This window comes from Bacillus sp. FJAT-42376 (assembly GCF_003816055.1).
Classification (GTDB): Bacteria; Bacillota; Bacilli; order Bacillales; family Bacillaceae; genus Metabacillus_B.
This window is the reverse complement of the sequence record NZ_CP033906.1, coordinates 3,116,662-3,131,411: the sequence shown is the minus strand read 5'-3', so window position 1 is coordinate 3,131,411 and position 14,750 is coordinate 3,116,662. Positions and strand designations below refer to the sequence as shown.

Genomic DNA, 14,750 nt, shown 5'->3' with positions numbered 1-14,750 from the left:
TAAAGCGTTCCCTGTTTTTTTGCCGTTAGCGGCTGGCTGATTGAAGAGGAATAGTGGTAACACCCGCTGGCGCAGAGCGCAGCAAAGGCTCGGCGGCTGCCCCTTCGCGAAGGGGCAAGAAACAGCACGAGCCAATCTAAGTGTTTTTTGAATCTGCCATTAAAAATGGTTCCATACTTATTTCGCTTTAAAATGGACAACCGCACTGTAAAATCTCCGGCCATCTTCCAAAACGTGCATTTGATGGGATACAGAGTGAACTTCCATCATTATCGCTTTATTATGAACAATCTGCTCGGCGATTTTCGTTTCAAGTTCCTTAACACTTTGTGCTTCAAAAAACTCCACTTTATCCTTCAAATAATCCAGCTGAAAATTCATCTATTTTTCTCCTTATTTTTTATCTCTTGGCTCTGTTAAGCTTGGCTGCTGATTTCCCTGCAGTCGTCACGTATCCTTACGGACGGGCGGTGAACCTCCTCGCCGCTTTGAGACTGCGGGGTCTCACGCCTTCCGCCTCAATCATCACCATGCTTTAACTAGCCTATCTTTTTATAGTGTAACAAAAACCCCGGTATTGCGGGGGATGGAAAACTTTTCTGTTGAGCTTCCGGGAGGATTATGATAATCTTTGAACAGTTAATGAATTTAATTCATACTATACACATAGGAATTATTATGTTTCAGGGAGCGTGCATCATGGGCAGAGAATTTTTGGATGTATTTGAAGGCTGGGCATCTGATTACGATACAACTGTCAGCGGACATGACGTTGAATATAAAGAAGTTTTCCAAAATTACAGCGGTATCCTGGAAGAAGTAGCTGAAAGATCAGGATCCACGGTTCTTGAATTTGGTCTGGGGACAGGGAACTTAACGGCCATTCTCCACAAAGCGGGGAAAAAAGTATATGGAATCGAACCGTCAAATGCAATGAGAAGAAAGGCAATCGATAAATTGCCTGGAGATATTTCCATTTCAGATGGAGATTTTTTGGAATTCCCAGCTCCTCCAGAGCCGGTTGATTCAATTGTCAGCACATATGCTTTCCACCACCTTACGGATGAAGAGAAGGATAAAGCTGTCGGGATATATGGAAGCATGCTTGCCAAAGGTGGTAAAATAGTCTTTGCTGATACTGTTTTCACTGACCGGGATGCATATGCAAAGAAGATCGATGAATCAAAACAACGGCATTATTTAAGCCTTGCTCAGGATCTTGAAACCGAATATTACACAACTCATGTCGTCATGAAGGAAATATTCGAAAAGCACGGATTCGATGCGGTCTTTACACAAATGAATCCATTCGTATGGATCATGGAAGCAGTAAAACAGTAATTTTAGAAAAATGAGGGCTGACCTAATGAAAATAGCGATAATCGGAGCAATGGAAGAAGAAGTAAACATTTTAAGAGAACAGTTAGAAGGCGCTAAAAGTGTAATCATTGCCGGAAGTGAATTCACAGAAGGAAGCTATGAAGGGAAAGAAATCGTCCTTTTGAAATCAGGGATCGGCAAAGTGAACGCTGCTTTGAGTACAGCCCTGCTTCTTGACCGCTATAAGCCGGATTATGTCATTAATACAGGATCTGCCGGAGGGTTCCATCATTCACTCAATGTGGGGGATGTGGTGGTTTCAACCGAAGTCCGTCATCATGATGTGGACGTGACAGCGTTCGGATATGAATACGGGCAGGTACCGGGACTTCCTCCAGCCTACCTTCCTGATCCAGCGCTATTGGAAATAGCGGAAGCGCAGGCGAAAAATATTGAAGGAATCCAAGTTGTGACAGGAATGATCGCAACAGGCGACTCTTTCATGAATGATCCGGAACGGGTTGAGTATATCCGGACGAAATTTGATAACCTGTATGCGGTTGAAATGGAAGCAGCAGCGATCGCTCAAGTATGTCACCAGTTTGAAGTTCCATTTGTCATCATTCGGGCCCTTTCGGATATTGCCGGAAAAGAATCGGATGTGTCATTTGATCAATTTCTTGAAAAAGCGGGGCTTCACTCAGCTGAGCACGTGCTGCGAATCGTCCGCCATTTGAATTAATTCCAGGAAGCAGGGGAATCGTCCCTGCTGCGACTGATGAAGAAGGTGTATGAATGAAAGTAGTTAAAGGTGTTCATGAACTGATCGGTTCCACTCCCCTTATGGAAATACAGCATTTTCCGCTTCCTCCGGGTACCCGTCTCTTTGCCAAACTCGAGTTTTATAACCCGGGGGGCAGCATTAAAGACCGCCTTGGAAAAGAACTGATTGAAGATGCGTTAAGAACCGGTAAAGTTGCTAAAGGCGGTACCATTATCGAACCAACAGCCGGAAATACAGGGATTGGACTTGCTTTGGCAGCCATCCGTGAAGACCTTCAAGTCATATTCTGCATTCCTGAAAAATTCAGCATGGAGAAGCAGGAAATTATGAAAGCTCTCGGTGCAAAAATTGTTCATACCCCGACAAGTTCAGGCATGAAAGGGGCTATCGCGAAAGCCTCGGAGTTGTTAAAGGAAATCCCCGGATCTTATTGCCCTCAGCAATTTGCGAATCCGGCGAATCCGCTGACGTATTATAAAACGCTTGGTCCGGAGCTTTGGGAGCAGATGGACGGGAACATTGATGTCTTTCTGGCGGGGGCCGGAACAGGCGGAACATTTATGGGAACAGCTGAGTACCTGAAGGAAAAAAATCCGGATGTGAAGACGTGCATCGTTGAACCTGAAGGATCGATTTTGAACGGAGGCGAATCAGGACCTCACAAAACGGAAGGAATCGGTATGGAGTTTCTGCCTGATTACATGAAAAAGGAATATTTTGATTCCATCCATACCGTAACGGATGAAGATGCCTTCCGCAGAGTGGCAGAGCTTGCCAGACGGGAAGGGCTTCTCGTTGGAAGTTCGTCGGGTGCTGCCCTTCACGCTGCATTGGCTGAAGCATGGAAGGCCGAAGAGGGAAGGAACATTGTCACCATTTTCCCTGACAGCAGTGAACGATACTTAAGCAAAAAAATCTACGAAGGGGGAATTTAATCATGAAAAAGCTGACTAAAATGATTCACGGCGGAATTCCCGGCGATGAACACACTGGTGCAGTCAATGTACCGGTGTATCAGGTTAGCACCTATAAACAGGAGCGTGTGGGCGAGCATAAAGGCTACGAATATTCCAGAACAGGAAATCCTACGAGACATGCATTGGAAGAACTGATAAAGGACCTTGAGGAAGGACATGCAGGGTTTGCATTCGGCTCCGGGATGGCTGCCATCTCAGCTGTGATGATGCTGTTCAGCAGCGGAGATCACGTCATTATGACAGATGACGTTTATGGCGGAACATACCGTGTGATGACGAAAGTATTAAATCGTCTCGGCATTGAATCGACTTTTGTGGATACAAGCAATTTAGAGAACATTGCAGATGCGATTCAACCCAATACAAAAGCGCTGTATCTGGAAACACCGACTAATCCTTTACTGAAGATTACGGATATCGAAGCTTCAGCCCGCCTTGCAAAAGAAAAGGGTCTGCTCACAATTGTGGATAACACATTCAGCACACCATATTGGCAAACGCCTCTGACTCAGGGAGCGGATATCGTTCTTCACAGTGCCACTAAGTATATAGGGGGCCATAGTGACGTCGTAGCGGGTCTTGTAGCTGTAAACAGCCAGAAGCTTGCAGAGGAGCTTCATTTCGTTCAAAACTCTACTGGGGGAGTCCTTGGACCTCAGGATTCATGGCTGCTGATCCGCGGTGTGAAAACCCTTGGACTCAGAATGGAGGCACACGAGAGAAATACGAAGGAGATTGTGCGTTTCCTGAAAGAGCATCCGGCCGTATCCAGTATTTATTATCCCGGACTTGAAGAGCATCCGAACCATGCGGTTGCGAAAAAACAATCCACCGGGTTTGGAGGAATGGTCTCCTTTGATGTCGGAAGCCAGGAAAAAGCAGATCAAGTGCTTAGCAAAGTGAAATATTTCACCCTGGCAGAAAGCCTTGGGGCTGTTGAAAGCCTGATTTCTGTTCCAGCCAGAATGACACATGCATCCATTCCGGCAGAAAGACGAAAAGAGCTGGGAATAACCGATGGCTTAATCCGGATTTCCGTGGGAATAGAAGATGCGGATGATTTAATTGAAGACTTGAAACAAGCTCTATCCTGATTTCCTGATATTACAAGTCAGACAGCCTGCCAGAATATGTTATCCTAGTAATTGTCAAAACCTTTTCTGGCAGGTGATTTCTTTGAAAAAGCAATGGCAGGATTTAGTCCAGGATTTTAAAAATTATGCACTTGTCCTTTTATGTGTAGGTACATTTTTTTATATTGGTGTATTAGTAGAATCCGGTCAAAAAAGCGAACAATATGCAATGATGGGAGCCTCCGGTTTTATGCTGGCAGGAGCCATGATCTGTTTTCATGTTTCGCTTGTATATAAAAAGAAACTTCAAAAAGAGGCGGAGTAAGAATAGTCTCATTTACCGATAATCATGGGGCTGTCTGAAAAGTCCTGAAAAGAAACCTTCTGAGCGCTCATAGCATCAGGAGGTTTATTTTTTTACCCGTTTTTTAAAACAATCCCGGTATTGGCTGATGGGAGCGGAAGACGACACTTTCCCCGGAAGCAGCCGGGCTGAAAGAGAAGAGTTAAGGCGGAAAAAAATCTGAGATAAATAGCAAGCGGGACATTATAGAAACCGTTCTGAAGGATGATAATCAGAAAAAACCGTTTTTTTTAGCCCAGCTTAAAACCAGAGCTGATTTTCCCTTACGCGTCAACCTGTCTATGGATGTTACGCTGCCGGGAACCACCCAGTCTTCACCTGCTTGCTCTAATCAGAAGATAAAGCAGGAACAGCGTGTACCGCGCCTATTTTTAAAAAAATTGGAAAAATCGGTTTACATTTCAATGGGATGTGGATATAATTACCATGTATTAAAATTTTTTAAAGGAGGCCGGTTAAAATGATGATTGTTAAGATGGTTCAGCCAAAACAACTGAATGATGAAACCAAATCATATTGGCCGGTTTGTGCATAACGTATGTCCTTTTTCTTCTCTTAAATGGATTTACGCCGCAGGCTAAGCACTGATTTGCTTATTCTGCGGCGTTTTATATTTTATACAAAACGCCCGGGATTCTTTCCTGCGGTGTTTTTTTTGCGGGGAAATTAGGGCAGCCAGCCTTGAAGGGAGGTGATTTCATGACGATCCATTTGCTGTTTGTATCTGTTACCTTTAAAAGACACTCAAAAACCAAAGATGAAATGAATGATGATACCCGAGTAAAAAATCTGATGGAAGAAATCAAACACCGGCAGCTGATGCTGTAAAGCATGTTAAAAAAAACAAAGAAAGGGAGCGGTTAAAATGATGAAAAGTGTATGGATGATTCACCTCAATGCGGAGAAGGGCAGCGGCTAGCCAAAGAAAAAAGATAAGGAGAGAGGGAAATTCCCCATTCTCCTTATCTTTTCTTTTTTTTGCCGTTTTTTTCTTTCTCGGCCCGATAAAATTCGTGGAACATCTTCATAAGGGCCCGCTTTTCAATTCTTGATACATAGCTTCTGGAAATTCCAAGCTCTTTCGCGATTTCCCGCTGTGTTTTTTCTTTTTGCAAATCCAGGCCGAACCTTCCCACGATGACTTCTTTTTCCCGTTCGTCCAGCACATCAATGAATTGCTTCACCTTCTCAAGCTCCATGTTCAGCTGGATGGTATCAATCACGTCTTCGCTTTCTGATTTCAGTACATCGATAAGCGAGATTTCATTGCCCTCCTTATCCTGACCGATCGGGTCATGAAGGGACACATCTTTTTTCGTCTTTTTTAAGGCACGTAAATGCATAAGAATTTCGTTTTCGATGCACCTTGCTGCATAGGTGGCAAGCTTTGTTCCTTTCCCTTGAGAATAGCTCTCGATTGCTTTGATAAGCCCGATTGTTCCGATGGAAATCAGATCCTCTGCGTCCTCTCCGGTGTTCTCAAACTTTTTGACAATATGAGCCACCAATCTGAGATTATGTTCAATGAGAAGGTTTCTGGCATGCTCATCCCCTTCTGCCATTAACTGAAGGTATTTCTTTTCATCGCTGGACGATAAAGGCTGTGGAAAAGCATTGTTTTTCACATAGCCGACGAGAAAAACCATTTCTCTCATCACGTAGGCCAGTGCAGTGAATAGTCCGGACAAATAAGCACCTCCAAGTTCTTTATGTAGGCAATTGCCTATTAGTTATGTGTATGTCGGAATGAGCCCGGCCGTGTCTGTTCACATTGATAAAGTTAAAATGGGGAGAGTAAAGGCTGCATGCATCTGTTGAAACACGGGTAGTTCTATATTATAGTGTGGTAGAGCTTACGGAGGTGCACAAGTTGAAAAAGCTTTTAGTGATTCTTTGTCTTTTAATGGCTGCAGGATGCAGCGCCGGAAATCAGCAGCATAAGGCGGTTGCATTTGGAGACAGCAATACAAGAGGAGCAAATTTCCCTATCAGAGATTATCCTGAAAATGAAAAATGGGTGAACCTTTTAAATCTGTCCAAAAAAGGGGAAGCCAAAATATATAATGCGGGAATTGCCGGAGAGACGACAGAGGATGCCCGGAAGCGATTTAAAAAGGATGTTCTGAAACGAAAGCCTGAGGTTGTCTTTATTATGTTCGGAACGAACGACGCAGTCATTCTCCAAAACGGAAAGCCGCGTGTTTCAAAAAAACGGTTCGAGAACAATCTTCTTTATTTTATTAATGAGATAAAAAAGATAGGAGGCCGGCCTGTTCTGATTACGTGCTTGCCGATTGTAGAGGGAAACGGAACAGATAAGCTTTATTACTCCAGGTACGAGAAAATTTATTATGATGCTGGAAAAGGAGCTCGAAATTGGCATAATTCGTATAATGATATCGTAAGAAAAACAGCGGGACGTGAACACCTGCCTCTTATAGACCATTGGAGAAACATGGTGCGTACAGCAGGGGGAGATACAGATTCCGATCTTATTGCTTCTGGATTAATTGATCCTTCGGGTAATCATATGACCCCCAAAGGAAGCCGTCTGCTTTATGAAGCCATCATCGAGAGCGGTGTATTAGCAGAGTAGACGTATTTCTCTGGTTTCCGGGACAAAAGCCTGCACCATGCTTTTGGTACATACATATATTGCATAAGAGCAAAGATAGGAAGGGGGTCTTGTCGTTATGCCTGCTGGCTACTACCCGTGCAGTCCCGGCTGCGGTCCGCTGCCTTATCCCTATCCGTACATCCCGCCCAATGCTTCTTATGGTTTCTGGTATGCTATTTTAATTGTCGCTTTTATCCTGCTCCTGGTCTTTGGGGGATATTATTGGTACTATGGCGGATATTGCAGCTAAGACACCTCGATTGGATGAGGTGTCTTCTTATGCCTTCTTTGCAGGCCGGGTGGAGGTTTCATGCAATGACATGGTATAATATCTTGCATTCATGATTTGATTCGCTTAGTTGAAGGGTATGGCTTTAACAAAGACAAAAGAAAAGCGCTCAGACTCTCCTTCTAAGGAAATGGACAAGAGAGCGGCGCTTAATTTCGGATTCGATTAACTCGATAAAGTCATGGCTAAGATTTAATTCAGTCGCTTTATAATAGGATTCAATCAAAAGCTCGTCCGATAATTTACGCATACTGGTTGGCCAAATGATTGGCAAGTCACCTCCTGAAAATATGGACTAAAGTTCATCCTGCTGCATAAACTAGTAGGCTGTGTCTTAACTGATTTAAATCTAACACGTTTATCAAAGAGGAACAATCGTTCTGTTATCCACAGAGAAAAGTGGATAACCTGTTAATAGGCTGTTTATAAACTTGAAAAAATTTGAAATGGAAGGCCGGACTTTGTGAATATAGTTATCCACAAGTGTTGGAATAGGCGGGTTTCTGTCGAAAAATTTTCTTAATATTACCATTGTGTCCTGTTAACCAAAGATTTTTTTGAAAGATTTGTCGAAATTCGGTAAGATGGAGACTGGCAAAATATGAACGTAGAGGTGTGAGCCCCTTGCTAAAAATGTTTTTACCAGGTGAATTCGTAAAAAGTATCTTCGAAATAAATCCTTATAAGCTTAAAGAACGCAACATCAAAGGGATCATTACAGATTTGGACAATACCCTTGTAGAATGGGACAGGCCGAGCGCCACACCAAAACTGATTGAATGGTTCAAAGAAATGAATGACTGCGGAATTAAAGTCACCATCGTTTCGAATAACGTAGAGAAGAGGGTAAAAGAGTTTTCGGATCCTTTGCAGATTCCTTTTATCTACAAAGCAAGGAAACCGATGGGGAGGGCATTCCGGAAAGCCATCCTGGATATGCAGCTGAAAAAAGAAGAAGTCGTAGTCATCGGTGATCAGCTTTTAACGGATGTTCTAGGGGGGAACCGGAACGGATTCCATACGATTCTTGTTGTTCCTGTTGCATCAACAGACGGTGTGATGACGAAATTTAACCGTAAAATAGAGCGCCGGATCATGGATAACTTAAAGAAAAAAGGCATGATTCAATGGGAGGAAAAGCAGTGAGTGAAGAAATAATCTGTGTAGGCTGCGGAGCTGAAATTCAAACCGAAAATCCTAATGGCATTGGATATACACCACCAAGTGCTCTTTTGAGAGAACCTGTGATTTGCCAGAGATGCTTCAGGCTGAAAAATTATAACGAAATCCAGGATGTCGCTCTTACCGATTCAGATTTCCTGAAGATTCTTCATGGGGTAGGAGAGACGGATTCTCTTATTGTGAAAATTGTTGATATATTTGATTTTAATGGAAGCTGGATTAACGGAATCCAGCGTTTTGCCGGAAGCAATCCGATTTTGCTCGTGGCGAATAAAGCGGATATCCTGCCGAAATCGGTTAAGGAACAGAAACTGATTCAATGGATGCAAAGGGAAGCGAAGGAAAACGGTCTAAAACCGATTGACGTATTTTTGGTAAGCTCTTCAAGAGGACGAGGTGTAAGAGAAGTAGCCGAAGCCATTGAAAAGTACCGGGATGGGAAGGATGTATATGTAGTCGGCTGTACGAATGTTGGGAAATCCACATTTATTAACCGAATCATCAAGGAAGTGGCAGGAGAGCAGGATTTGATTACCACCTCTCATTATCCCGGCACTACGCTGGACTTGATTGAAATCCCGCTTGATGACGGCTCTGCCCTCTATGATACTCCCGGCATCATTAATCATCATCAAATGGCCCATTATGTAAGTCAAAATGACTTGAAGCTTCTTTCTCCGAAGAAAGAAATTAAGCCAACCGTATTTCAGCTGAATGAAGAACAGACATTATTCTTCGGGGGCTTGGCACGGTTCGATTACCTGCAGGGGGGCCGAAGTGCGTTTACGTGCTATATTCCTAATGAGCTGTATATTCACCGGACGAAACTGGAACAGGCGGATTCGCTATATCAAACCCACAGGGGAGAACTTCTGTCGCCTCCAAGGCCTGAACAGCTGGCAGATTTTCCGGAGCTTGTCCCTCATACGTTTACCATTAAACAAGCGAAAACAGATATTGTTTTCTCAGGCTTAGGCTGGATCACCGTGAATGAACCGGATAAAAAGGTAACAGCGTATGCTCCAAAAGGCGTTAATGTCAGCCTTCGGAATTCGCTCATTTAACATGCATCATTCAGGGGGAGCATAAATGGCAGATTTATATGGTATAATCGGATGTCCGGTCGGCCATTCCATGTCGCCTGATATCCATAACAGGTCATTTCAGGATCAGAATATAGATGCTTCTTATCATCAGTTTCATGTAGAAAAAAACCAGCTTGGCTCTGCAATAAATGGAATCAGGGCACTGGGGATAAAAGGCGTCAATGTAACAGTACCCCATAAAGAAGAAGTCATGGCTTATTTAGATGCGGTCGACGAGACGGCAGCAAGAATGGGAGCGGTCAACACCATCGTGAACCGCAATGGATTTCTGACGGGGTACAATACGGATGGACCTGGCTTTTTAGAAGCAATCAAACCTTATTTAACAAAGGACTTATCCGGCATTAAATGCTTAATCATAGGTGCGGGAGGAGCAGCGAGAGGAATATATGATGCTCTTGCCCATGCCGGGATTGGACATGCCGATATTGCGAACCGGACACTTGAAAAGGCTGCTGCCGTGATGAATGAATGCGATGCAGACGTTCAGGGGAGAGTGCTGAGTCTCGAAGAAGCTGAACAGCATCTCGATCAATACAGTCTGGTTATTCAAACAACATCTATTGGAATGTCTCCAAAGATTCATGAGCAGCCCATCTCATTAGCAAACGTTTTGCCGGGTACTCTTGTAAGTGATATTATTTATAACCCGATTCAGACCGCTTTTTTAAAGGAAGCAGAGGAAAGGGGATGCACCATTCTTTCGGGAGTGGGAATGTTTATCTATCAAGGAGCGCTTTCTTTCCGCCATTGGACAGGTATTATGCCTGACCCTCTTGTGATGGAATCAGTAGTGCTGGAGAAATTAGGAGGAAAATAAATGCTGACTGGAAAACAAAAGCGTTTTTTGCGCGGGGAAGCTCATCATCTTAACCCTATCTTTCAAGTAGGAAAGGGCGGAGTGAATGATAACATGATTAAGCAAATCAGTGAAGCTCTTGAGGTAAGGGAGCTTTTGAAGGTAAGTATTCTTCAAAACTGTGACGAAGACAAAGACACAGTTGCAGAAAGACTTTCCAAAGGAGCAAAAGCAGAGCTTGTGCAGGTGATCGGAAATACCATTGTCCTTTACAAAGAATCTCGGGAGAATAAGCAGATTAAGCTGCCGAACTGACGAAGGGAAATTTTTCGATGAAGGAAATCGGGATTTTTGGCGGAACGTTTGATCCGCCTCATTATGGCCATTTATTAATGGCAAGCGAAGTAAAGGCTGCCTTATCACTGGATGAGATCTGGTTTTTGCCGAACCATCTCCCTCCCCATAAGCAGGATGAAGATCATTCAAGCGCGCATGACCGCTACAATATGCTTGAGCTCGCGATCAGAGGAGAAGAAGGGTTTACGGTCGAACCGATTGAACTTGAGAGATCGGGTCCATCCTATACGTATGATACGATTGTATTGCTCAAAGAGAAGTATCCGGAGCATCATTTTACCTTTATCATTGGTGCCGATATGATTGAATACCTGCCCCGGTGGCACCGGATCGAAGAATTAATGTCTATGGTGCGTTTTGCCGGAGTGGGAAGGCCGGGATATTCAAAAGATACAGCGTTTAATGTGACAATAGCTGATGTTCCTCAATTTGATGTATCCTCTACCATGATCAGGGAACGTATTGAAAACAATAAAACAACAAGCTTTTTGCTTCCGGATCAAATAAAGAAGTATATTAAGGAGAAGGGGCTGTATGGAACGTAATCAAGCTTTGGAATTGGTGAAAGAACAGCTGACAGACCACCGCTACCAGCATACGCTTGGAGTGATGGAAACAGCGATTGAACTCGCCGGAAAATATGGGGCAGACGTGAAAAAAGCAGAAACTGCAGCCATTTTCCATGATTATGCGAAATTCAGGCAAAAATCTGAAATGAAGCAGATTATAATCGATCAGAATATGAAGAAGGATCTGCTGATTCATAACGAAGAATTATGGCATGCACCGGTCGGCGCCTACCTGGTTGAAAAGGAAGCGGGAATTGAGGACAAAGAAATTCTTGATGCCATTAAATATCATACCTCGGGCAAAGCAGGGATGAGCATTTTGGAAAAAGTCATTTATGTGGCTGACTATATTGAACCCGGCAGAAGGTTTCCCGGAGCAGAAGAGGCGCGCGAGGCGGCAAAACGGGATTTGGATGCAGCGATGAAGATGGCTTTGCAGAATACCATCACGTTTTTATTGAAAAAAAACCAGGCTGTCTATCCAATGACAGTGGAAGCATATAACGATTTGATCTTATCCAAACGGGAGGAATCCAAACCAGAATGAATGAAAAAGATATTTTAAAGCTTGCTGTTGAAGCAGCAGATGATAAAAGAGCAGAAGACATGGTGGCACTTCGTATGAAAGGGCTATCCTTAATTGCGGACTATTTTTTGATTTGCCACGGTAATTCAGATAAACAAGTGCAGGCAATTGCACGCGAAATTAAAGACAAAGCAGATGAGAACGGGATTCAAGTAAAAAGAATGGAAGGCTTCGATGAGGCAAGATGGATTCTGATTGATCTTGGAGATGTCGTTGCCCATGTCTTCCACCGTGATGAGCGCCTATACTACAACCTTGAAAAGCTTTGGGGAGATGCGCCTTCCGAAGATTTATCCAAGCTGCTTGAAGTATGATCTATCAGGGATTCGCTGGTGTGTATGACCATCTGATGGAGGATGTTCCATATCAGGATTGGGCCAAACTGCTGGATGAAATGATAAGGAAATACGGAAATACAGGCAGGCGTGTATTGGATGTTGCATGCGGAACCGGCGAAATTGCCGTCCTGCTTCAGGAAAAAGGATATGAAATGTCAGGTGCAGATCTCAGTGAAGAGATGCTTGCTCTAGCCATTCAAAAAGCAGAAGAGAAGAAAATGAGCATCCCTTTCTTTCAGCAGGATATGAGAGAGATGGAAGGGCATGACCGTGCATATGATGCAGTGATGATCAATTGTGATTCTCTAAATTATTTGCTGGAAGATAAAGATGTACAGCAGACATTTAAAGCTGCTGCGGGAATGCTTCGCGATGAAGGCTTGTTCCTTTTCGACGTTCATTCCATTTACAAAATGGAGCATGTTCTAAAAGGATCAACGTTTGCTGACGCGGATGAAGATGTGAGTTTAATCTGGCAATGCTTTGAAGGGGAAAAAAAACATTCTGTTGAGCACGAGCTGACGTTTTTCGTAAAGGATGCCCAGCAATCATACAGCCGCATTGATGAATTTCATCAGCAGCGGACATATCCTCCTGAACAGATTAAATTATGGCTGAAGGATGCAGGGTTTGAGATTCTGGCAGTCTTTGGTGACTTTAAACCCGGAACTCTGGATAATCAAGCTGAACGTCTTTTTTTTGCAGCCAAAAAAACAAACACGTAAAAAGGGCGCCCGAGCGCCCTTTTTTGTTTGCGATTTTTTTCGAAATGCAGAAGGACTTTGGCGAAAGATGCCGAATGTTATTTAACGGCGGCTCCTGAACTGATCCCCGACAAGTGATAGGTCCTCGTCAAACTTCTCATGCGTTTTCCTGAATAAGTGCTCAAACATGCTTCCCAGCTCTTTTTCAAGAACATTGATCCCTTCTCCCGTAACCCCGCCCTTTACACAAACCTTCTTCTGGAGGCCAGGCAGTGTATAATGCCCGGTTTCAATCAGCTTCCCCATCCCGGTAATCATTCCGCTTGCCAGCTGCTCTGCCATTTCTTTGCTGATTTGTGTTTCCCGGACAGCCGCATCCGTAAACCGCTGCAAAAGATAGCTGAAAAAAGCAGGTCCGCAGCTGACAATATCTGAAGCCGCCCTCGTAACATTTTCTTCGATTAATACCGGTTCTGAAATGCTTCCAAAAAGATGAAGAATTCTGGTTCTGCTCTCTTCAGAGCAAGTATTTCCGAATGTAACAAGGGATACCCCGCTTAATGCACGATTTGTAATACTCGGTATCACTCTCGCTGACTGACAGGGAGAGATTTGTTCAAGCAGGCTTGCAGAAACGGGGCTTGTGATGGAAATCAGGCAGTGCTTTTCTGTAAGATGCGTCGAGAGTCTTGTAACGAGAGGATGAAGATCAAGCGGTTTAACACAGAGAAAGATGAAAGAACAATTCCTGACAATATCCTCACTGTTTTCACACACTTGAATGCCGGGAAATTCGGATTGTATATGATAAGCTTTTTCCAATGTCCGATTTGTAATAAATATTGCCGGGGGTTCAATAGCCTCTGATTCTACGAAAGCCTCAATAAGAATTCTTCCCATGTTGCCTGTGCCTATAAAACCGATGTTCAATGGCTTTCCCCTCCTTCACTTGCCTATTCTCCTACACATTATGCTTCCTCCTTTTTACTTATTCCAAAAAACGCTTACGGGGTGATTTATGAACTGGTTTCAAAAATACAGATTTTATTTGATTGGCGTAATTTTTATGTTAATGGCAGCGGTTTTCCTGATTTCAGGAAAGCGGGAGGAAACGGAAAATCCCGTACCTGTCATACCGGATCATCTGAATGTCGGGGAGACGGAGGAAAAGAAAGCTCCTCCAGGACCAGAAACGAAAAGACTTCTCCCGAAACCTGAATTTATGGTTGATGTGAAGGGAGCTGTGAAAAGACCGGGAGTATATGAACTATGGCCGGGAGCAAGAGTAAAGGATGCGGTAGACCATGCGGGAGGTCTGCTTGAAAATGCAGATGGCAGACAGGTAAACCTTGCTTCTGTGCTTTCAGACGGATCAGCTGTTTATATTCCGCTGGAGGGAGAAGAGGTGAATGCGAATGTGCCGGCCCCATCCGGCGGCGGCCCCCAAGATGCAGGAAAGAGTCAGCCCGCGGTCAATTTGAATACCGCCTCGCTTGAGGAGCTGCAGACATTGCCGGGTATCGGGCCATCAAAGGCGGAAGCCATTCTTTCATACCGGGAAGAAAAGGGGAGCTTTATGGCACCGGAAGATTTAAAAGAGGTTTCGGGGATCGGGGACAAAACGTTTGAGAAACTAAAAGATTTCATTCAAGTCAATTGACGTAAGATTTCCATCACCGCTAAAA

General features: G+C 43.9%; 20 protein-coding genes. 16 read left to right on the top strand and 4 right to left on the bottom strand.

Annotated elements, in window-relative coordinates:
• Nucleotides 1–177: 177 nt before the first annotated feature.
• Nucleotides 178–381, bottom strand: coding sequence for a DUF2536 family protein (locus CEF21_RS15800; RefSeq protein WP_123918011.1), 204 nt, complete (start codon nt 379–381; stop codon nt 178–180).
• 318 nt (nt 382–699) lie between these two features.
• Here CEF21_RS15800 and CEF21_RS15795 point away from each other — a divergent pair, with 318 nt between their 5' ends.
• From CEF21_RS15795 to CEF21_RS15770, 6 genes are all read left to right on the top strand, one after another.
• Entirely contained in the window at nt 700–1,341 is a 642-nt protein-coding gene (locus CEF21_RS15795; protein ID WP_123918009.1) for a class I SAM-dependent methyltransferase, read from the top strand.
• A 25-nt stretch (nt 1,342–1,366) separates the two neighbouring features.
• The gene (gene mtnN, locus CEF21_RS15790) at nt 1,367–2,062 is read left to right on the top strand and encodes a 5'-methylthioadenosine/S-adenosylhomocysteine nucleosidase (RefSeq protein ID WP_123918007.1); all 696 of its coding nucleotides are present in this window, start codon (nt 1,367–1,369) and stop codon (nt 2,060–2,062) included.
• 53 nt (nt 2,063–2,115) lie between these two features.
• A complete protein-coding gene (locus CEF21_RS15785; RefSeq protein ID WP_123918005.1) occupies nt 2,116–3,039 on the top strand; it encodes a PLP-dependent cysteine synthase family protein in 924 nt (307 codons plus the stop codon).
• 2 nt (nt 3,040–3,041) lie between these two features.
• Nucleotides 3,042–4,175 (top strand): bifunctional cystathionine gamma-lyase/homocysteine desulfhydrase, encoded by a 1,134-nt coding sequence (locus tag CEF21_RS15780; RefSeq protein WP_123918003.1) that lies wholly within the window; start codon nt 3,042–3,044, stop codon nt 4,173–4,175.
• Nucleotides 4,176–4,257: 82 nt separating this feature from the next.
• The gene (locus tag CEF21_RS15775; protein WP_164462212.1) at nt 4,258–4,479 is read left to right on the top strand and encodes a YrhC family protein; all 222 of its coding nucleotides are present in this window, start codon (nt 4,258–4,260) and stop codon (nt 4,477–4,479) included.
• Between the two features lie 738 nt (nt 4,480–5,217).
• Nucleotides 5,218–5,346 (top strand): YrzI family small protein, encoded by a 129-nt coding sequence (locus CEF21_RS15770; protein WP_123917999.1) that lies wholly within the window; start codon nt 5,218–5,220, stop codon nt 5,344–5,346.
• A 134-nt stretch (nt 5,347–5,480) separates the two neighbouring features.
• Here the strand turns inward: CEF21_RS15770 and sigK are convergent, their stop codons facing one another.
• Nucleotides 5,481–6,206, bottom strand: a complete 726-nt coding sequence (sigK, locus tag CEF21_RS15765; RefSeq protein ID WP_123917997.1) for an RNA polymerase sporulation sigma factor SigK — start codon at nt 6,204–6,206, stop codon at nt 5,481–5,483.
• Between the two features lie 215 nt (nt 6,207–6,421).
• On the opposite strand from sigK, the gene CEF21_RS15760 reads away from it, so the two are divergent.
• Nucleotides 6,422–7,114: an SGNH/GDSL hydrolase family protein gene (locus CEF21_RS15760; RefSeq protein ID WP_481747680.1), complete on the top strand. Its 693-nt coding sequence runs from the start codon at nt 6,422–6,424 to the stop codon at nt 7,112–7,114.
• A 419-nt stretch (nt 7,115–7,533) separates the two neighbouring features.
• Here CEF21_RS15760 and sda read toward each other — a convergent pair whose 3' ends face one another.
• Nucleotides 7,534–7,674 carry a sporulation histidine kinase inhibitor Sda gene (gene sda, locus CEF21_RS15755; RefSeq protein ID WP_123920307.1) on the bottom strand — a complete coding sequence of 47 codons (141 nt, stop codon included), beginning with the start codon at nt 7,672–7,674 and terminating at the stop codon, nt 7,534–7,536.
• Between the two features lie 383 nt (nt 7,675–8,057).
• On the opposite strand from sda, the gene CEF21_RS15750 reads away from it, so the two are divergent.
• From CEF21_RS15750 to CEF21_RS15715, 8 genes are read left to right on the top strand one after another with little or no spacing between them, the layout of a single operon-like run.
• A complete protein-coding gene (locus CEF21_RS15750; protein ID WP_123920305.1) occupies nt 8,058–8,570 on the top strand; it encodes a YqeG family HAD IIIA-type phosphatase in 513 nt (170 codons plus the stop codon).
• Nucleotides 8,567–9,670, top strand: coding sequence for a ribosome biogenesis GTPase YqeH (gene yqeH / locus CEF21_RS15745; RefSeq protein WP_481747596.1), 1,104 nt, complete (start codon nt 8,567–8,569; stop codon nt 9,668–9,670). Before CEF21_RS15750 ends, yqeH begins: the two co-directional genes overlap by 4 nt.
• Before the next feature lie 25 nt (nt 9,671–9,695).
• Nucleotides 9,696–10,532 (top strand): shikimate dehydrogenase, encoded by an 837-nt coding sequence (gene aroE / locus CEF21_RS15740; protein WP_123917991.1) that lies wholly within the window; start codon nt 9,696–9,698, stop codon nt 10,530–10,532.
• On the top strand, nt 10,533–10,826 hold the full coding sequence (gene yhbY / locus CEF21_RS15735) for a ribosome assembly RNA-binding protein YhbY (protein WP_123917989.1): 294 nt from the start codon (nt 10,533–10,535) through the stop codon (nt 10,824–10,826).
• A gap of 17 nt (nt 10,827–10,843) precedes the next feature.
• Entirely contained in the window at nt 10,844–11,413 is a 570-nt protein-coding gene (locus tag CEF21_RS15730; protein WP_123917987.1) for a nicotinate-nucleotide adenylyltransferase, read from the top strand.
• Complete coding sequence (gene yqeK / locus CEF21_RS15725) at nt 11,403–11,984, top strand: bis(5'-nucleosyl)-tetraphosphatase (symmetrical) YqeK (RefSeq protein WP_123917985.1); 582 nt, start codon at nt 11,403–11,405, stop codon at nt 11,982–11,984. Before CEF21_RS15730 ends, yqeK begins: the two co-directional genes overlap by 11 nt.
• Nucleotides 11,981–12,337: a ribosome silencing factor gene (rsfS, locus tag CEF21_RS15720; RefSeq protein ID WP_123917983.1), complete on the top strand. Its 357-nt coding sequence runs from the start codon at nt 11,981–11,983 to the stop codon at nt 12,335–12,337. Before yqeK ends, rsfS begins: the two co-directional genes overlap by 4 nt.
• On the top strand, nt 12,334–13,086 hold the full coding sequence (locus tag CEF21_RS15715) for a class I SAM-dependent DNA methyltransferase (protein WP_123917981.1): 753 nt from the start codon (nt 12,334–12,336) through the stop codon (nt 13,084–13,086). The genes rsfS and CEF21_RS15715 overlap by 4 nt, the downstream gene beginning before the upstream one ends.
• 81 nt (nt 13,087–13,167) lie before the next feature.
• On the opposite strand, the gene comER is transcribed toward CEF21_RS15715, so the two are convergent.
• Complete coding sequence (gene comER, locus CEF21_RS15710; RefSeq protein ID WP_123917979.1) at nt 13,168–13,995, bottom strand: late competence protein ComER; 828 nt, start codon at nt 13,993–13,995, stop codon at nt 13,168–13,170.
• An 88-nt stretch (nt 13,996–14,083) separates the two neighbouring features.
• Between comER and CEF21_RS15705 the strand changes: the two genes are divergently transcribed.
• The gene (locus tag CEF21_RS15705) at nt 14,084–14,725 is read left to right on the top strand and encodes a helix-hairpin-helix domain-containing protein (RefSeq protein ID WP_123917977.1); all 642 of its coding nucleotides are present in this window, start codon (nt 14,084–14,086) and stop codon (nt 14,723–14,725) included.
• The last annotated feature ends 25 nt before the right edge of the window (nt 14,726–14,750 follow it).